Here is an 18332-nt window from a genome sequence, read left to right as displayed (position 1 = left end):
GGGGACGGGGCGAACACCACATGATGTTCGTCCCCGCCCGTGTCGATCAAGCCCTCGTCCGCGCCAGGACCGCCTCCGGACCGCCTCCGGACCGCTCCGGCGGGGACCCCCGCTCCGGCGGGGACCCGGCTCCGGCTCCGGCGCGAGTGATCCACGGAACAGAACCTAAGCTCTGGGGTGTGGCGAAATACTTCGATGTGCATCCGGACAGTCCCCAACCACGGCTGATCGGCCAGGTGGTCGATCTCCTGCGCGCGGACGGGTTGATCGCGTACCCCACGGACTCGGGCTACGCGCTGGGATGCCAGATGGGCAGCAAGGAGGGCATCGACCGGATCAGGGAGATCCGCGACCTCGACAGCGACCACCACTTCACCCTGATCTGCCGGGACTTCGCGCAGTTCGGCACCTTCGTTCAGGTGAGCAACGCGCTGTTCCGCTCGGTCAAGTCGGCGACCCCCGGCGGGTACACGTTCATCCTCCCCGCGACCAGGGAGGTGCCGCGGCGGCTGCTGCACCCCCGCAAGAAGACGGTCGGCGTCCGCATCCCCGACCACGTCGTCACGCAGGCGTTGCTGGCCGAGCTCGGCGAACCGCTGGTGTCGAGCACCCTGCTGCTGCCCGGCGAGACCGAGCCGCAGACCCAGGGCTGGGACATCAAGGAGAGGCTCGACCACGTGGTGGACGCCGTCATCGACTCCGGTGAGTGCGGCGCCACCCCGACGACGGTCGTCGACCTCTCGCAGGACGAGCCCGTGATCCTCCGCCGGGGCAGCGGGGACCCGTCCCCGTTCGAGTAGAGGCCCGGCGCGCCGCGGAACCGGGACCTAGCGGCCCATCTGGAAGGCCGACATCGGGATGTGCATCCAGGTGGGCCGGTTGCGGGCCTCGTAGAGGACTTCGTAGGCGGCCTTGTCCAGCTCCAGGGCGCGGAGCAGGACGGCGTCCTCGGCGCGCAGGTGGCCGCCGCCGGCGGAGTAGCCGGCCAGGAACGACGAGCGGTTGAGCTCGGCCCACTCCACCGCGCGGGGGCGCAGCTCGTCGGCGTTGGAGTGGTCGGCCAGCAGGTGGCGGGCGGCGTAGTCGAAGGAGCGCAGCATGCCGGCCACGTCCCGCAGCGGGGAGGCCAGGGCCCGGCGCTCGGCCATGGGCTGGCCCGGCTCGCCCTCGAAGTCCAGGACGATCCAGTCGGTGGTGGTGCGCATCACCTGGCCCAGGTGGTAGTCGCCGTGCACCCGCTGGACCCGCGTCTCGGAGGCCACGTCGGTGACGCGCTGGTAGGCCTCCTCGGCCACGTGGGCGTACTCGCCCAGCTCGGGCACCTCCTCCACCGCGGTGCCCAGGCGGCGGCGGAACTCCTCGACCATCCGCTTGACCTCCTGCGGCTCGATCGTGTCCGTCGGGAAGGCGCCTGCGAGCTCGTGGTGGATCTGGGCGGTGGTGATCCCCAGGCGGTAGGCCTCGGAGCTGAAGTCGCCGCCCGCGTCGGAGGCCGACCCCTCCAGCGACCCGTACAGGTCGCGGACGCTGGCCAGCGCCAGCGCCCAGCCGTCGTTGGCGTTCGGCAGGAACTCCTGGGTCATCGCCAGCGTGGTGGGCTCGCCGTCCAGGTCGGCCTCGATCCAGCCGTACGGGCGGGCGATGTTCCGGCCGCCGTGGCGGGCCAGGGCGGTGACGATCTCCAGCTCGGGGTTGATCCCGGGGTTCAGGCGGCGGAAGAGCTTGCAGATGTAGGTCTCGCCGTAGACCAGCGAGGTGTTGGACTGCTCGGCGCCCAGGACCAGGCTGCGCAGGGAGGTGTCGATCTCCACGCCCTCGACGTGGCGGAAGCGCAGCGGCCCCGTGTCGCGGCCCTCGGCCATGCCCTCCAGCAGGGCCACGGTGAGGTCGGCGTCGTAGGCGGCGTCGTAGTAGCCCTCGCCGATGTGGGCGGCCTTGAAACGGGCCCACTCCGGTGCCTCGCTGCCCAGCAGGAGCTGGTAGCGGTCGCGGGCACCGGACTGGTGGACCGAGATGATCAAATGGCGTAGGCGGGGTGACAACTCGACGTCCGAATCGACGACGAGATCGTCGATCGGGCGCCCCTTACCGGCGAACCAACGCTGATGGGTGATCCAACCGGTAAGGAGCTCCGTCAACACGGCGTTACGCCTCCTGGGACGCGGGCGGCAAGGTGAACCAGTAGAACCCATGCCCAGGGAGCGTCAAAAGATACGGAAGTTCGCCAATTGAAGGGAAGGGAACCCCGCCCATCGTCTCCACCGGAACGGATCCTTCGAAACGGCGGAGGTCGAGCTCCACCGGCTGGGGGAACCGTGACAGGTTGTTGACGCAGAGCATACGGTCGTCGCCCAGCTCTCGGACGAAGGCCAGCACGCTCGGGTTGGAGGAGTTCAGCTCGGTGAACTCGCCCAGCCCGAAGACCGGGTGCCGCTTGCGGATGTCGATCATGCGCTTGGTCCAGTGCAGCAGCGAGCCCGCGCTGCGCTGCTGGGCCTCGACGTTGAGCGCCTGGAAACCGTAGATCGGGTCCATGATGACCGGCAGGTAGAGCCGGCCCGGGTCGCACTCGGAGAACCCGGCGTTGCGGTCCGGGCTCCACTGCATCGGGGTACGGACGCCGTCGCGGTCGCCCAGCCAGATGTTGTCGCCCATCCCGATCTCATCGCCGTAGTACAGCACGGGAGATCCCGGAAGGGAGAGCAGCAGCGCCGTGAACAGCTCGATCTGGTTGCGGTCGTTCTCCAGCAGCGGCGCCAGCCGCCGCCGGATGCCGACGTTGGCCCGCATCCGCGGGTCCTTGGCGTACTCCGAGTACATGTAGTCGCGCTCGTCGTCGGTCACCATCTCGAGGGTGAGCTCGTCGTGGTTGCGCAGGAAGATGCCCCACTGGCAGTTCTCCGGAATCTTCGGCGTCTGGGCCATGATCTCGGAGATCGGGTAGCGCGACTCCCGCCTGACCGCCATGAAGATGCGCGGCATCAGCGGGAAGTGGAACGCCATGTGGCACTCGTCGCCCCCGGTGGCCGGGTCGCCGAAGTACTCGACCACGTCGGCGGGCCACTGGTTGGCCTCGGCCAGCAGCACCCGGTCGGGGTAGAGCCGGTCGACCTCGGCCCTGACCCGCTTGAGGTACTCGTGGGTGCGGGGCAGGTTCTCGCAGTTGGTGCCGTCGGACTCGAACAGGTACGGGATGGCGTCCATCCGGAAGCCGTCGATGCCCAGGTCCAGCCAGAAGCGCAGGACCTCCAGCATCGCGTCCTGCACGTCGGGGTTCTCGTAGTTCAGGTCGGGCTGGTGGCTGAAGAAGCGGTGCCAGTAGTACTGCCCGCGGACCGGGTCGTGGGTCCAGTTCGACGTCTCGGTGTCGACGAAGATGATCCGGGCGTCCTTGTACAGCTCGTCGTTGTCGTTCCAGACGTAGAAGTCGCCGAACGGGCCCTCCGGGTCGTGCCGGGAGGCCTGGAACCACGGGTGCTGGTCACTGGTGTGGTTCATCACCAGGTCGGCGATGACCCGCATGCCGCGCTTGTGCGCCTCGTCGACCAGCTTCACGAAATCCCCGAGGTCGCCGAAGTCAGGCAGGATCTTCATGAAGTCGGCGATGTCGTACCCGCCGTCACGCAGCGGCGACTCGTACAGCGGCAGCAGCCAGAGGCAGTCCACGCCCAGCCACTGGAGATAGTCCAGTTTCTGGATCAGACCGCGGATGTCTCCGGTGCCGTCGCCGTTGGAATCGGCGAAGCCCCGGATGAGAACCTCGTAGAAGACGGCGCGCTTGAACCAGTACGGATCACGCGGCTTTTCCTCGTCGAAGGTGTTCGGGATGGGCTCGTGTAGCTGACTCACCAGTGGACTCCCCGCTGTTTCGCCGGTATACGCGTACCCGGCCGGCTCACCGCTGGTTCGCCGCCGCGGCACGCAGAGTGAAGACGTGCGCTGGGTGGATGTGGGGATCGAGGCGCACGTAGTTGTCCTGCCGCCAGCGGTACGACTCGCCCGACAGTTCGTCGTCCACGACGAACTCGGCTTGCCAGTCGAGACCGAGGGCCGGCATGTCCAGCGACACCGTCGCCTCATGGGTGTGGTGCGGGTCCAGGTTCACGACAACGAGGACCACGTCGCCCAGGCCGTGCCGTCGTGTGGCCGTGTCATAGGCGCCGGGCAGCCGCTTGGAGAAGCAGACCACGTCCGGATTGTTAACGCTGTGGAAACGTAGATTACGCAGTTCCTGGAGCGCCGGGTGGGCTCTTCGGAACAAGTTGAGTTGCGTGATGAGCGGGGCCAGGCTACGGCCCTCTCGTTCGGCCGCTTCCCAATCCCGGGGTCTGTACTGGTATTTCTCGCTATCTAGGTATTCTTCACTACCTGGCCTTACCGGGACATTCTCCGCAAGTTCGTATCCGGCGTACACGCCCCAGGTCGGCATGGACGTGGCCGCGAGTATGGCTCTGATCCGAAATGCCGGGACTCCCCCGTGTTGCAGGTACTCGTGGAGAATATCAGGGGTGTTCACGAACACGTTCGGCCGCATGTAGTGCGACGTCTCGTGCGAGAGCTCGCCCAGGTATTCTTCCACGTCCGCGCGGGAGTTCTTCCACGTGTAGTACGTGTACGACTGGTGGAAGCCGACCTTGGCCAGCATCCGCATCATGGCCGGCCGGGTGAACGCCTCGGCCAGGAACAACACGTCCGGGTCGGTGGTGTGGACGTCGGCCAGCAGCTTCTCCCAGAAGGAGACCGGCTTGGTGTGCGGGTTGTCCACCCGGAAGATCCGCACCCCGTGGTCCATCCAGAGCCGCACCACCCGCCTGATCTCCTCGTAGATCCCCTTGGGGTCCTTGTCGAAGTTCAGCGGGTAGATGTCCTGGTACTTCTTGGGCGGGTTCTCCGCGTACGCGATCGAGCCGTCGGCGCGGATGTTGAACCACTCCGGGTGCTCCTTGACCCAGGGGTGGTCGGGCGCGCACTGCAGGGCGAGGTCGATGGCGACCTCCATGCCCAGCTCGCGGGTCTTGGCCACGAAGGCGTCGAAGTCGTCGAACGTGCCCAGCTCGGGGTGGATGGCGTCGTGGCCGCCCTCGGCCGAGCCGATCGCCCAGGGCGAGCCCGGGTCGTACGGCTCGGGGGTGAGGGTGTTGTTCCGCCCCTTGCGGAAGCTGTGCCCGATCGGGTGGATCGGCGGCAGGTAGACCACGTCGAAGCCCATCCTCGCCACGGCGGGCAGGCGCTCGGCCGCGGTGGCGAAGGTGCCGGACTTGGGGGCGACGCCGTGCTCGATGATCGCACCCTCGGAACGCGGGAAGAACTCGTACCACGACCCGAACAGCGCCCTGCGGCGATGGACCAGGATCGTGCGCGGCGCCGAGCGGGTCACCAGGTCCCGCAGCGGGTGCGCGCGCAGCAGCGCCGCGGTCTCCGGCGCCTGCGCGATGCTGAACCGGGCGCGCGGGTCGATCTCCGGGTCGCGCAGCCGGGCGGCCACCGCCTGGAGCGCGGCGCGGTGCCCGCAGACGTGCTGCTCCGGGGCGGCCTCGGGCCGCTTGCGCCCGCCCTTGCGCCCGGCGGGACCGGTCGTCGCCACGGTGGCCGCCACCGCGGCGGTCACCGGGCGGCAGTCGGCGGGCCGGACGGCCTTGGCCGCGCGCTCGAAGAGCCGGGCCCCCTCCTCGCACATCAGGTCGGCGTCCAGATCACGAGGGATCTTGATGCCCGCGTCGTGCAGCCAGGTGGCCACGGGGTCGCCCCAGGCCTCCACGCGGAAACGCCACTCACCCTCGGTGGGCAGCGTCACCTCCACGCCCCAGCGGTCGGTGCCCGGATTGAGCTCGGCCATGGGCAGCAGCGGGCCGCGCACCTTGCCGGGGCCGGTCAGCACCACGCCCGCGGCGACCGCGTCGTGTCCCTCGCGGAACACGGTCGCGGAGATCTCGAAGGTCTCACCCGCGGCGGCCTTCGCGGGGCGGCGCCCGCAGTCGACCGTGGGGTGGATGTCCTGAATGGGAATTCGTCCGATCATCGCGTCTCAAGGTAGCGGCGGCACGCCCGGTACCGCCGGGGAAGTCAGCAAGGAAGATCTTCGTTTTTCAAGCGTTCCCGGCGGCCGTCATCGGGCAGGGCGGAACCCTGCCCAGCTGGGACGGCCGGTTCCCGAGGGCGGTAGGGCTGGCTCGTATGTCCGGTGCCCCAATAGTCCATCTTCATGCGTGGCTCTGGATAGAGTGCGAGACCTCTTACTCTCCGGCGAGCCGTCCTCACAGTTGATGACCTGTCTGTGATGTGTTTGGGACGGTTTGATACCGGTGAGGGGGAGACGCGTTGAGTGTTGAGGTCGCCCTCGTGGCGCTGAGTAACTAGGGTCTGGCACCGTGAGAGCAATCCGTAGGTTTACCGTCCGCACCGTCCTGCCCCCGGAGCTGGCCTCCCTCGGCGAGCTCGTCCTGAATCTGCGCTGGTCATGGCACCCGGAGACGCTGGACCTCTTCGGCGAGGTCGATCCGGCCATCTGGGCGCGTGTCGGCCACGACCCCGTCGCCCTGCTGGGCGCGGTGGAGGCCGACCGGCTCCGCGAGCTCGCCGCCGACCGCCGCTTCCTGCGGCGCCTGGCCGACGCCGCCGACGATCTTCGCGAGTACATGACCGCGCCCCGGTGGTACCAGACCATCCCGGACGCTCCCCGTGCCGTCGCCTACTTCTCCCCGGAGTACGGCATCGCCGCCGCCCTGCCGCAGTACTCCGGCGGCCTGGGCATCCTGGCCGGCGACCACCTCAAGGCGGCCAGCGACCTCGGGGTGCCGATCCTGGCCGTGGGCCTGCTCTACCGGCACGGCTACTTCACCCAGTCCCTCTCCCCGGAGGGCTGGCAGCTGGAGCACTACCCCTCGCTGGACCCGGGCGGCCTGCCGCTGACCCTGCTCCGCGAGCAGGACGGCGCCCCCGTACGCATCAAGATCAGCCTTCCCGAGGGCCGCACGCTGCACTCCCAGGTCTGGGTGCTCCAGGTCGGCAGGGTGCCGCTGCTGCTCCTCGACTCCGACGTGGCCGAGAACGACACCGCCGCCCGTGACGTCACCGACCGCCTCTACGGCGGCGGCACCGACCACCGGCTGCTGCAGGAGCTGCTGCTCGGCGTCGGCGGCGTCCGCGCCATCCGCGCCTACTGCCGGGTCACCGGGCACGCCGAGCCCGAGGTGTTCCACACCAACGAGGGCCACGCCGGCTTCCTGGGCCTGGAGCGCATCCGCGAGCTCACCGAGGCCAGGCTCTCCTTCGACGAGGCCCTGGAGGCGGTCCGGGCCGGCACCGTCTTCACCACCCACACCCCGGTGCCCGCCGGCATCGACCGCTTCCCCGCGGAGATGATCGCCCGCCAGTTCGGCGGCGACAACGCCTGGCCCACGGTCCCGGTCGACCGCATCCTCGCGCTCGGCGCCGAGGAGGAGGCCGGCAAGTTCAACATGGCCGCGATGGGCATGCGGCTGGCCCAGCGGGTCAACGGCGTCTCCGAGCTGCACGGCGAGGTCAGCCGGGGGATGTTCCAGGGCCTGTGGCCGGGCTTCGACACCGCCGAGGTGCCGATCGGCTTCATCACCAACGGTGTGCACGCCCCCACCTGGGTCGGCCGCGAGATCATGGAGCTGGCCGGTCAGGAACTGCCCACGCTGGTCGAGCGCGCCCAGGGCTGGGAGAGCATCGCCAAGGTCAGCGACGGCGACGTGTGGGGCATCCGCGGCAGGATGCGCGAGAGGCTGGTCCGGGCGGCCCGCGAGCGGCTGCGCCAGTCGTGGCTGAACCGGGGCGCCTCCCGGGCCGAGCTGGGCTGGGTGGACGAGGCCCTCGACCCCGAGGTGCTGACCATCGGCTTCGCCCGCCGGGTGCCCTCGTACAAGCGGCTCACCCTGATGCTGTCGGACCCCGACCGCCTGCGCGCGCTGCTGCTGGACCCGGTCAAGCCGATCCAGATCGTGATCGCGGGCAAGGCGCACCCGGCCGACGAGGGCGGCAAGAAGCTCATCCAGCAGATCGTGAAGTTCGCCGACTCCGAGGACGTCCGGCATCGCATCGTCTTCCTGCCCGACTACGACATGGCCCTGGGCCAGCTGCTCGTGCAGGGCTGCGACGTGTGGATGAACAACCCGCTCCGCCCGCTGGAGGCGTGCGGCACCTCCGGCATGAAGGCCGCGCTCAACGGCGGGCTCAACCTGTCGATCCGCGACGGCTGGTGGGACGAGTGGTACGACGGCACCAACGGCTGGGCCATCCCCACCGCCGACGGCGTCGCCGACCCCGACCGGCGTGACGAGCTGGAGGCCACCGCCCTGTACGACCTGATCGAGCACGAGGTGGCCGACCGCTTCTACGACCGCGCCGACGGCCTGCCCCGGCGCTGGCTGGAGATGGTCAGGCACACGCTGGCCTCGCTCGGCCCCAAGGTGCTCGCCGGGCGGATGCTCCGCGACTACGTGGTCGGGCTGTACGCCCCGGCCGCGGCGTCCGCGCGGGCCCTGTCCGGCGACGGCCACGAGCGGGCCAGAGGTTTCGCGGCCTGGAAGCTCAAGGTCGGCCGCGCCTGGCCGGGCGTGCGGGTCGAGCACGTGGAGACCTCGGGCCTGGGGGACACCCCGGAGCTGGGCTCCTCGCTGGAGCTGCGGGCCACCATCGCGCTGGGCGAGCTGGAGCCCGGTGACATCCGGGTGCAGGCGGCCTACGGCCGGGTGGGGGACCACGACGACCTCTCCGACCCCGCCTACGCCGACCTGACCGTCGAGTCCGAGGGCGACGACGGCCGGGCCGTCTTCGCCGGGACCGTCCCGCTGGAGCGGACCGGTCCCTTCGGCTACACGGTCAGGGTCGTCCCCGACCACCCGCTGGTGGCGTCCACGGCCGAGCTCGGCCTGGTCACCGTCCCGGAGGAGCCGGTCGGCATGACCAACGGCACCCTGCGCTGAGGAGGGCGCCCCGACGGGCCCCGGTGAGGACCCTCACCGGAGGTCCCGGCGAGGCCCTGACGAGGTGCCGGAAGGGCCCCGCCCTCCCCGCGGTCACGCCGCAGGGAGGGCGGGCCTCGAATTCGCCCGCCTTCCGCGGGGGCCTCGCCCTCCGCGGAGGTCAGGCGTGCACCTCCAGCGCGGTGCGGACGGCCGACTCCAGGGCGCCCTCGATCCAGGAGTGCTTCAGCGAGGTGTGCTCGCCGGCGAAGTGCAGCCGTCCCGCCGGGGTGGCGATGGCCGGGTGGATCTCGGTCATCTGCCCGGGGGTGAAGACGGCGGCCTCGCCGAAGGCGTAGCGGTTGCGCAGCCAGCTCTGGGTGCGGCCGTGGCCGGTGTAGAACTCCGCGATGCGCTCCCCGTACACCTCCTGAAGGCCGCGCAGCGCGTGGCCGTAGCGCTCGGTGTCGTGCATGGAGTCCCAGCGGGAGGCGTCGTCGGCCCAGGCGTAGCTCGCCAGCACGACCCCGCCCTCGCTGCCGGGCACCGGGTGGGAGGGGAAGTAGACGAACCGGTTGGCGTTGTCGGTGACCGAGCCGCCGCCCATGGTGCGGCTCGCGGTCCCCGGGCGGTAGCGGGAGCCGAGCTCGCGCCGCCAGTCGCGTTCGTCGAACTCCCACCAGCGCCTGCGGAACTCCAGCAGCACCTTGGTCGCGGAGTCGTAGTGCAGCTCGATGATCGCGCGCCGCTTGGGGTAGGGGAGGGCCGGGGCGATCTCCACGTGGCGCAGCGCCGAGAACGGGACCGTGATGATCGCGACGTCCCCCTCGAACGTCTCCGCCCTGCCCTGCGGCCGGGAGACCGACTCGGTGCTGCCGGTCTCGGTGACGGTCTCGACGCGCACGCCGCGCGCGGTCTGCTCGATCCGGGTGGCCCGGCGGTCCATCCGGATGTCGCGGCCCAGCCCGGGGCGCAGGCGGTAGGGCAGCTGCCAGCTCCCCCCGGCCATCTCCCAGTAGGTCGCCGAGGGGTTGACCAGGCTGCGGGTGAGGAAGGTGTGCATGAACGACAGCGGGAGCCGGGAGGTGAGGTTCTCCAGGGTGCCGATGCAGTCGATCGCCGCGTCGCTCAGCCCGGCCCGCTCGCGCAGGAAGCGGTTCATCGAGTGGTCGTCGAACTCCTGCAGCACCCGGGCCCAGCCCTCGATCAGCTCGGGCAGCGGCTTGTCGACCCGCCCGGAGCCGCGGACGACGGAGAAGTGGTCGCGGACCGGGTCGAGCGCGTCGTCCAGGATCCTGCCGGCCGTCCTGCGGTCGTCCAGCCCGAACGAGGCGTTGATCCTGCGCGGGTCCCTGGCGTACTCGTCACGGCGCTGGGAGATGCCGTTGACCCGGATCCAGGTGCGGTCGGCCCGCGCGGGGGCGGTGAACTCCCCGCGCGAGGGGCCCGAACGCCAGACGGGGCCCTGGCGCGGGGTGTAGACGACGGGCGGGACCGGGCCGGTGGGCGCGTCGCCGGGCCGCACGTCCACGTTGAAAAACAGCCGGCGGGGGATGCCGAGCCTGTCGATCAGCGCGAGCGTGAGCGGGTGGAAGTCGGGGATGCGCATGGCCCCGGCCTCGGCGTACTGCGAGCGGTCGGCGAACCCGGACCTGAAGGTCTTGATCCGGCCGCCGATCCGGTCGCCGTTGGCCTCGATGACGGTGACCCGGTGCCCGGCCCGCTTGAGCAGGGTGGCGGCCACCAGCCCGGAGATCCCGGCGCCGACGACCAGGACCCGCTTGGGCGAGCGGGTCCTGGGCAGGCCGTCGTCGATCAGCACCTTGAGATACCTCAGCTTGAGGTCGGAGCCGTCCTCGCCGACCAGCAGCAGGTCGCGCGCCACGGACACGCAGGTGTCCCAGCTCCTGGCCCGGCGCGGTCCCGGGCCGGGCGCGCGGACCGGGTCCGCGAGCGGGACCCCCGCCCGTGCCGCCGTTCCCGAGCCCACGGCCGAGCCCACGGCCCCCACCGCGCCCAGCCCGGCCAGCCTGGCGAACCCCCGACGGTCGATACCTGGCACGTGCCCTCCTTTGATCGTCACGAAGAGTAATGAGACGACTACTATCCGGTCACGTACGGGTATGCCAGGGTCCGCCGGGCTGTGACTCCAACCGATACGGGAAGGCTCGGTTTTTCGCGGCCTTTGTCGGGAGGGGGAGTACGGGGAGGGGCCGGGCCCGAAACGAAAAACGTCTTTTAAAGGGCAAAAGGCGCTAATAATGTCTTTTGCATTGTTCTTTAGCTCTTTACTAGGGAATCCCAATATGACGGACATATCCCTCTTGTTGGGGGCGGGCTAGTGAGCGCATGGACGTCCGAGGGACAGCCGGCCGCGCTGGGCGACACCACGGTCACCCTGGTCGAGGGGGGTTCCTTCTGCGTGTGCGCCCGTAACGGCGACATCCTGCAGGGCGGGTCCCAGGGCGTCTACCACGCCGACACCCGGCTGCTGTCGCGCTGGGAGCTGCGGGTGGACGAGCTGCCCGTGGAGGGCCTGCGGGTGGTCTCGGGCGAGCCGTACCACGCGACGTTCGTCGGCCGGGCCGGACCGCGCCCGGGGCGGGCCGAGAGCACCCTGCTGGTGATCAGGGACCGCTACGTCGGCGGCGGCCTGCGCGAGGACCTGACCCTGCGCAACCTCTCCGACGAGCCGGCCGGGTGCGTGGTCGCCCTGCACGTCGGCTCCGACGTGGCCGACCTGTTCGAGGTGAAGGCCGGACGGGTCCGGCACGTGAGCGACGTGGAGACGACCGCCGACCGGTCCGGGCTGCTGATCGTCTCGGCCTGCCGCGGGCGGGGCACCAGGGTGGTGGCCGACCCCGCGCCGTTCGCCGGGCCCGGCCTGCTCGTCTTCCGCGTCCTGGTGCCCGCGCGCGGCGAGTGGACGGCCGGACTGCAGGTCAACCCGATCCTGGAGGGCGAGGAGTCGCCCGGCCGCTTCCCCGCCCACCACCCGCTGGAGCACGCCGAACCGGTCAGGCGCCGCGTCGACTGGGAGCGCCGCAGCCCGGTGATCACCACCCCGGACCGGTTCCTGTCCGCCGTCCTGGAACGTTCCAGGAAGGATCTGGGGGCGCTGCGGCTCTTCGAGCCGGACCGGCCCGACGATCCCCCCACGATCGCCGCGGGCGCGCCGTGGTTCATGACCCTGTTCGGCCGCGACTCGCTGCTCACCTCGTGGATGGCGCTCCTGATGGACCAGTCGCTCGCGCTGGGCACGCTGCGCCGCCTGGCCAGGCTGCAGGGCACCGTCAGCGACCCGCTGACCGAGGAGGAGCCGGGCAAGATCCTGCACGAGCTCCGCTTCGGCAGGCAGGGCGGCGCCTCGCCGTACGCGGGCCGCGCCTACTACGGCTCGGTGGACTCCACCCCGCTGTTCGTGATGGTCCTGGGCGAGCTGGGCCGCTGGGGCGTGCACGACGAGGCCGTGCAGGAGCTCCTGCCCTACGCCGACGACGCCCTCGACTGGATCCGCAGGTCGGCCGACCCCTTCCTGTCCTACCGCCGTAAGACCGACCACGGGCTGGCCAACCAGGGATGGAAGGACTCCTTCGACGGCGTCAGCTTCGCCGACGGCACCCTGGCCCGCGCCCCCATCGCGCTGGCCGAGGTCCAGGGCTACGTCTACGCCGCCTACCTCGCGCGCGCCCACTTCGCCGCCAAGGCCGGGCAGGCCGCCCTGGAGGCGCAGTGGACCTCCCGCGCGGGCCGGATCAGGGACGCCTTCAACGAGCGCTTCTGGCTGCCGGACCGGGGGCACTACGCGGTCGCGCTGGACGGCGCCGGGCGCGCCGTCGACAGCCTCGCCTCGAACATGGGCCACTGCCTGTGGACCGGCATCGTGGACGAGGACCACGCCGGCCGGGTGGCCGAGCAGCTGCTCTCACCCCGGATGTTCACCGGGTACGGGGTGCGCACCCTGGCCGGCGACATGGGGGCCTACAACCCGATGAGCTACCACAACGGCTCGGTCTGGCCGCACGACAACGCCCTGATCGCGGCGGGCCTGATGCGCTACGGCTTCGAGCGGGAGGCCGGCCGCATCACCTACGGCCTGCTGGACGCGGCCGAGGCGTTCGGCTGGCGGCTGCCCGAGCTGTTCTGCGGGTTCGACCGGGCCGAGTTCACCTGGCCCGTGCCCTACCCGTCCTCGTGCTCACCGCAGGCCTGGGCCGCCGCGGCCCCGATCCAGCTCCTGCGCAGCATGCTGCGGTTCGACCCCTCGATATCCGGCGGGCACCTGCGGCTCTGCCCGGCCGACCTGGAGGGCCTGCGGATCGAGGGGCTCTCGCTCGCGGGCTCCGACGTCACGATCGAGGTGGGCGCCACCGGCGCGTCCGTCCGCGGCCTGCCCGAGGGGATCACCCTGATCGAGGAGCCGCGCGGCCCGCCGGCCAGGGCGATGTGGCCGGCCCACTGACGCGCGCGTCCCCGCGCGTCCCCGCTGTTCCCGTGTCCTGTCCGTCCTTCCGTGTCCTTCCGTGCCCTTCCGTGCCCTTGCAGGTGAGGTGGCCATGCTCTCTTCCACAGACATCCCGGACCGGTCCGGCTGCATGCGCGTCCTGCTGGTCGCGCCGCCCTGGTACGACGTGCCGCCCCGCGGCTACGGGGGCATCGAGACGATGGTGGCCGGTCTCGCCACCGGGCTGACCCGGCGCGGGCACGACGTCACGCTGATCGGGGCGGGCCGCGCGGGCACGCCCGCGCGTTTCCTGGCCACCTACGGGCGGGCGCCCTCCGAGCGGATCGGCGAGTCGCTGCCCGAGGTGCTGCACGCGGCCAGGGCCCACGCGATGAGCGCGGGGCTGGCGGTGGACGTCGTCCACGACCACTCCCTGGCCGGGCCGCTGTACGCGCCCGCCAGGTCCGTCCCGACCGTGGTCACCTGCCACGGGGAGGTCGAGGGCGAGTTCGGCGACTACTACCGGGTGCTCGGCGCCACGGCCTCGATGGTCGCCATCTCCGAGGCGCAGCGGCGCATCGCCCCCGACCTGAACTGGGTGGGGGTCGTGCACAACGCCGTCGAGGCCGGGGCCTTCCCCTACCGGGAGCGCAAGGAGGACTGGGTGCTCTGGCTGGGCAGGCTCAGCCGGGACAAGGGCGCGCACCTGGCCATCGACGCGGCCCGCGCGGCCGGGCGGCGCATCCTGCTCGCCGGCAAGCTCGTCGAGAGGAGCGAGCACGCCTACTTCGACGCCGAGGTCGGCCCCAGGCTCGGTCCCGACGCCGAGTACCTCGGGGAGGCCGGCACCGCCCGCAAGCGCGAGCTGATGGCGGCGGCCAGGTGCCTGATCTTCCCCGTCCTGTGGGAGGAGCCGTTCGGCATGGTCATGATCGAGGCCATGGCCTGCGGCACGCCCGTGGTCGCCCTGGGCAGGGGGGCCGTGCCCGAGGTGATCGTGGACGGGGTCACCGGCTTCGTCCGGAGCGACCCCGCCGGGCTTCCCGCCGCGATCGAGGCGGCGGGCACGCTCGACCCGCGCGCCTGCCGCTCGCGGGTGGAACGCTTCTTCAGCGTGGAGACGATGACCCGCGGCTACGAGGCGATCTACCGCAGGACGATCGCCGGGCTGCCCAGAAGGGCCGGGGAGAGCAGGGACCTGGCCCTGCCCGTCAACTAGCCCGCGCCCTATGTTGGATCACGGCACGGTGGACCACGACACGGTGGGACACCCGCGGCCGGCCGCGGGCCGGCCGCGTGAGGCGGGTTCGGCGAAGGGACGTTCATGGGTGAGTTCGTGCGGGTGGAGACGGACGGCGGGGTCGCGACGATCAGGCTCGACCGGCCGAAGATGAACGCGCTCAACCTGCAGGTCCAGCGGGAGCTGGCCGAGTGCGCCCGGCAGGTGGACACCGACGCGGGCGTGCAGGCCGTGGTCCTCTACGGAGGGCCGGTCTTCGCGGCCGGGGTGGACGTCAAGGAGATGGCCGGCATGTCGTACGCCGACATGGCGGCCCACTCGCGGGCCCTGCAGGACTGCTTCACCGCGGTGGCGCGGATCGGCAAGCCCGTGGTCGCCGCGGTGAACGGCTACGCCCTGGGCGGCGGCTGCGAGCTGGCGCTGTGCGCGGACGTCAGGATCGCCGGCGAGTCGGCCAGACTGGGCCAGCCTGAGATCCTGCTCGGCATCATCCCCGGCGCGGGCGGCACCCAGCGGCTGCCCCGGCTGATCGGCCCCTCCCGGGCCAAGGACCTCATCTTCACCGGCCGCCACGTGCCCGCCGCCGAGGCCCTGGCCCTCGGCCTGGTGGACCGGGTCGTCCCCGACGAGGAGGTGTACGCCGAGGCGCTCGCCTACGCGGGCCGGTTCGCCGGCGGCCCGGCCCTGGCGCTGCGCGCCGCCAAGCAGGCGGTCGACCACGGCCTGGAGACCGACCTCGACACCGGCCTGGAGATCGAGCGCCTGCAGTTCTCCGGCCTGTTCGCCACCGAGGACGCCAAGGCCGGGATGCGGGCCTTCTCCGAGAAGACGAAGGCGGAGTTCACCGGCCGCTGACAGAGCCGAGAGGCGCCGAGAACGCCGTAGGGCGCCGAAGGGCGCCGGGAGGACGGCCAGGGGTGTGGTGGGCGCCGGGTGGGAGCACCGGCGGCGCCCACGGGCCCCGGGCGGGCGCAGGGCGGGCACCGCCGGGCATCGGTGGAGGCCGCCGGGCATCGAGAGCGTCGCCGGGTCGCCGAGGGCCGTGAGCCTCGCGAGATTGGCCGGATAGATCCGGCATTGCCGGTATCGTGCCAGCATGGTGCGGTTGGTGAAGCGCGCGCTGGTGCCCGCCCGGCTGCGACGGGCGGTCCTCGGATGGTTCGACGCCCGGTACATCTCCAGGGCCGATCACCGGCAGGACGTCAAGGACGCGCTCTGGGAGGTCCGGACGCTGGCCAGGGAGGTCACCTCGCTGCGCGCGGAGGTCGCCGACCTGCGCGCGCAGGTGGCCCGGGTCCGGCCGGACCCGGCGCGGGCCGGGCGCTGGGACGACGCCCACCGGCTGGCCCAGGAGACCGCGGTCGCGCTGGAGGAGGTCCTCAGGAACGAGGTGCTGCTCTGGCAGGCCGTGGACCGCGTCACCGCCGAGCCGGACCGGGCCGCGGGACCCGAGCGGACCCCGGAACCGGCACGGACCCCGGAAACGGGACCCGTCCCGGAGCCGGAACGGGACCGGCGGGCCGCCGGAAGCGCCGGAAGCGGCGGAGGCACCCGGGCCACCGGGAGTGCCGGGAGCACCGGATGAGGGTGACCTGGACGGCCGACGGCGACACCTGGCGGATGGCCTTCCGGCTGGACGCCGAGGACGACGTCACCGGCCGGTGCGCCGACGGCCAGCCGCTGAGGCTGGCCACGAACTCCTTCCGGATCGAGCTCCCGCGGGCCCCGCGCGAGATCCACCCCGACCTGCTCGCCCTCGCCGCGTGGACCGTGGCGGCCCCGTGGACCCGGCGCAGGATCGTCTTCGACCGGCCTATCTCCGACGGCCTCGCCGGGGCGATCGGCGACGGCTGGGGGGTCGAGGCCGGTCCGACGGGTACGGGCGCGCGGTCCGGCGGCAGGCTGGCGATCTCCTACAGCGGCGGCGCGGACTCGGTCGCGGTGGCCGCGATGCTGCCGGACGCGCCGTTCGTGCACTTCCAGCGGGTCTCCCACCCGCGGGTGCCCAACCGCTGGACCCACTACCGCTCCGACGTGCTCGCCGAGCTGGCCGCCGCGACCGGTCGCGAGCTCACCGTGGTCCGCTCCGACCTGGAGTTCACGCTCGCCGAGCCGCGGCCCGGCTACCCCGAGCACCACGCGGTCGCCGCGGGCGCGCTGCTGATGGCCGACGAGCTCGACCTGGGCGGCCTGGCGTTCGGCTACGAGCTGGGGTCGCGCTGGCTGGGAGGCGACCGCTACCTGCTGCGCTACACCCCCGACAACCCCATGTGGGCCCCGCACGGAGCCTGGGGACGGGCGTTCGCCGCGGCCGGGGTGCACCTGGTGCTCCCGGTGGGCGGGGTGAGCGAGGCCGTCACGATGCGCCTGGCCCTGAACTCCGAGCTGCGCGGCCAGGTCCGCTGGTGCCTGCGCGGCGTCGGCGGCCCCTGCGGGACCTGCGGCAAGTGCCTGTACAAGGAGCTCATCCAGGCCGCCGTCGAGCGCCGCCCGCTGCGCACCACGATCACCGCGGGCCGCCCGGTCGCCCGCAGGTGGCAGGAGCCGCCGCCGTACGGGGGCCAGGAGATGATCGAGTACGGCTGCGCCCGGGTGCCCGGGGTCGAGGACACGGTCTTCGGCGCGGCGGCGCGGTACCTGGGCGCGACCGAGTCCTCCACCGCCTGGCTGGAGCGCTGCTACCCGCCCGCGATCGAGGAGATCCCCGAGCCGTGGCGCGGCCGGGTTCGCGACTTCATGACGGGGGAGATCGGTCTCATGAGCGAGGACGAGGCGCGGCGCGTCGAGACGTGGGGGGTGGCGTGAAGGTCTACGTCTCGGTCGACATGGAGGGCGTCAGCGGGCTGACCGACCCCGAGGAGATGCACGCCGGAGGGCGCGGCTACGAGCGCGGCTGCGAGCTGATGACCGCGGACGCCAACGCGGTCGTGGCCGGGGCGTTCGACGGGGGCGCCACCGCCGTGCGGGTCAACGACGCCCACGGGTCGACCAAGAACCTCAGGATCGACCTGCTCGACGAGCGGGCGACCCTGCTGCGGGGGCCGGGCAAGCCGCTGCGGATGGGCGAGGGGCTCGACGCGAGCCACCGGGCGGCCTGCTTCGCCGGCTACCACGCGCGGGCCGGCGTCCGGCACGGCGTCCTCAACCACACCTGGATGGGCAGGGAGATCCACAACGTCCACCTCAACGGCGAGGTGTGCGGCGAGATCCGCCTGGTCGCCTCCTTCGCGGGGTCGCTCGGCGTGCCGGTGGCCCTGGTGACCGGGGACGAGGCGGCCTGCGAGGAGGCCAGGGAGCTGCTCGGCGACGTGGAGACCGTCGCGGTCAAGCGGGGCGTCGACCGGTTCGCCGCCGAGCTGCTGCCGCCCGCCGTCGCCCAGGCGCGCATCCGCGAGGCCACCGCCCGCGCGCTGGGACGGCTGGCCGACTTCCGCCCGTACGCGCCCGAGCCGCCGTTCACCCTCGGCATCGAGTGGAACTCCACCGCGATCGCCGCGGGGTGCGCGCTGGTGCCCGGCGTGACGGCCGCGGGCCCCCGGCACACCGAGTTCACCACCGACGACTTCTCGCAGATCATGTCCCTGATGGGCATCTTCGCCATGATCGGCGGCCAGGTCGCCTGCCGCAGCGGCGTGTACGGCTGATCCCGCGATGCCCTCCCCGGTGCCCCCGGCCTCTACGCTTCGACCACCCCCTTTGCGGCCTTTCTCGTGATCCCCCT

At 71.8% G+C, this 18332-nt stretch carries 12 protein-coding genes; 8 read left to right on the top strand and 4 right to left on the bottom strand.

What is annotated here, in order from left to right; all coding sequences use genetic code 11:
- Positions 1-179: 179 nt before the first annotated feature.
- Positions 180-800 (top strand): L-threonylcarbamoyladenylate synthase, encoded by a 621-nt coding sequence (locus ACIBCT_RS07510; RefSeq protein WP_399186545.1) that lies wholly within the window; start codon positions 180-182, stop codon positions 798-800.
- Positions 801-827: 27 nt separating this feature from the next.
- Here the strand turns inward: ACIBCT_RS07510 and ACIBCT_RS07505 are convergent, their stop codons facing one another.
- Genes ACIBCT_RS07505 through ACIBCT_RS07495 form a run of 3 tightly spaced genes read right to left on the bottom strand, consistent with a single transcriptional unit; the run spans position 828 to position 6019 of the window.
- Positions 828-2192 carry a phosphotransferase gene (locus ACIBCT_RS07505; protein WP_399186543.1) on the bottom strand — a complete coding sequence of 455 codons (1365 nt, stop codon included), beginning with the start codon at positions 2190-2192 and terminating at the stop codon, positions 828-830.
- Entirely contained in the window at positions 2146-3849 is a 1704-nt protein-coding gene (gene treS, locus ACIBCT_RS07500; RefSeq protein ID WP_399186542.1) for a maltose alpha-D-glucosyltransferase, read from the bottom strand. The genes ACIBCT_RS07505 and treS overlap by 47 nt, the downstream gene beginning before the upstream one ends.
- 46 nt (positions 3850-3895) lie before the next feature.
- Positions 3896-6019 carry an alpha-1,4-glucan--maltose-1-phosphate maltosyltransferase gene (locus tag ACIBCT_RS07495; protein WP_399186541.1) on the bottom strand — a complete coding sequence of 708 codons (2124 nt, stop codon included), beginning with the start codon at positions 6017-6019 and terminating at the stop codon, positions 3896-3898.
- A 349-nt stretch (positions 6020-6368) separates the two neighbouring features.
- Between ACIBCT_RS07495 and glgP the strand changes: the two genes are divergently transcribed.
- The gene (gene glgP, locus ACIBCT_RS07490) at positions 6369-8948 is read left to right on the top strand and encodes an alpha-glucan family phosphorylase (RefSeq protein WP_399186540.1); all 2580 of its coding nucleotides are present in this window, start codon (positions 6369-6371) and stop codon (positions 8946-8948) included.
- 160 nt (positions 8949-9108) lie between these two features.
- Here glgP and ACIBCT_RS07485 read toward each other — a convergent pair whose 3' ends face one another.
- Positions 9109-10989 carry an FAD-dependent oxidoreductase gene (locus tag ACIBCT_RS07485; RefSeq protein ID WP_399186539.1) on the bottom strand — a complete coding sequence of 627 codons (1881 nt, stop codon included), beginning with the start codon at positions 10987-10989 and terminating at the stop codon, positions 9109-9111.
- Between the two features lie 279 nt (positions 10990-11268).
- Here ACIBCT_RS07485 and ACIBCT_RS07480 point away from each other — a divergent pair, with 279 nt between their 5' ends.
- From ACIBCT_RS07480 to ACIBCT_RS07455, 6 genes are all read left to right on the top strand, one after another.
- Positions 11269-13389: a glycogen debranching N-terminal domain-containing protein gene (locus ACIBCT_RS07480; protein ID WP_399186538.1), complete on the top strand. Its 2121-nt coding sequence runs from the start codon at positions 11269-11271 to the stop codon at positions 13387-13389.
- A gap of 94 nt (positions 13390-13483) precedes the next feature.
- Positions 13484-14590: a glycosyltransferase family 4 protein gene (locus ACIBCT_RS07475; RefSeq protein ID WP_399186536.1), complete on the top strand. Its 1107-nt coding sequence runs from the start codon at positions 13484-13486 to the stop codon at positions 14588-14590.
- 105 nt (positions 14591-14695) lie between these two features.
- Complete coding sequence (locus tag ACIBCT_RS07470; RefSeq protein ID WP_399186535.1) at positions 14696-15466, top strand: enoyl-CoA hydratase/isomerase family protein; 771 nt, start codon at positions 14696-14698, stop codon at positions 15464-15466.
- Positions 15467-15707: 241 nt separating this feature from the next.
- Positions 15708-16196, top strand: coding sequence for a hypothetical protein (locus ACIBCT_RS07465; protein ID WP_399186534.1), 489 nt, complete (start codon positions 15708-15710; stop codon positions 16194-16196).
- The gene (locus ACIBCT_RS07460; RefSeq protein ID WP_399186533.1) at positions 16193-17416 is read left to right on the top strand and encodes a DUF6395 domain-containing protein; all 1224 of its coding nucleotides are present in this window, start codon (positions 16193-16195) and stop codon (positions 17414-17416) included. The genes ACIBCT_RS07465 and ACIBCT_RS07460 overlap by 4 nt, the downstream gene beginning before the upstream one ends.
- Complete coding sequence (locus ACIBCT_RS07455) at positions 17413-18255, top strand: M55 family metallopeptidase (RefSeq protein WP_399186532.1); 843 nt, start codon at positions 17413-17415, stop codon at positions 18253-18255. Before ACIBCT_RS07460 ends, ACIBCT_RS07455 begins: the two co-directional genes overlap by 4 nt.
- Positions 18256-18332: the final 77 nt, after the last annotated feature.

Source organism: Streptosporangium sp. NPDC050855 (genome assembly GCF_044456585.1).
Lineage (GTDB): Bacteria > Actinomycetota > Actinomycetes > Streptosporangiales > Streptosporangiaceae > Streptosporangium > Streptosporangium longisporum.
Note: the sequence above shows the minus strand (reverse complement) of the source record. Positions and strands in the feature narration are given on the sequence as shown.

Excerpts from the sequence above, each read along its gene's own strand:
- ACIBCT_RS07505 (WP_399186543.1), bottom strand. The coding sequence starts at position 2,192 with ATGGGTTCTACTGGTTCACCTTGCCGCCCGCGTCCCAGGAGGCGTAAC.
- ACIBCT_RS07495 (WP_399186541.1), bottom strand. The coding sequence starts at position 6,019 with ATGATCGGACGAATTCCCATTCAGGACATCCACCCCACGGTCGACTGC.
- ACIBCT_RS07475 (WP_399186536.1), top strand. The coding sequence starts at position 13,484 with ATGCTCTCTTCCACAGACATCCCGGACCGGTCCGGCTGCATGCGCGTC.
- ACIBCT_RS07470 (WP_399186535.1), top strand. The coding sequence starts at position 14,696 with ATGGGTGAGTTCGTGCGGGTGGAGACGGACGGCGGGGTCGCGACGATC.
- ACIBCT_RS07465 (WP_399186534.1), top strand. The coding sequence starts at position 15,708 with ATGGTGCGGTTGGTGAAGCGCGCGCTGGTGCCCGCCCGGCTGCGACGG.
- ACIBCT_RS07460 (WP_399186533.1), top strand. The coding sequence starts at position 16,193 with ATGAGGGTGACCTGGACGGCCGACGGCGACACCTGGCGGATGGCCTTC.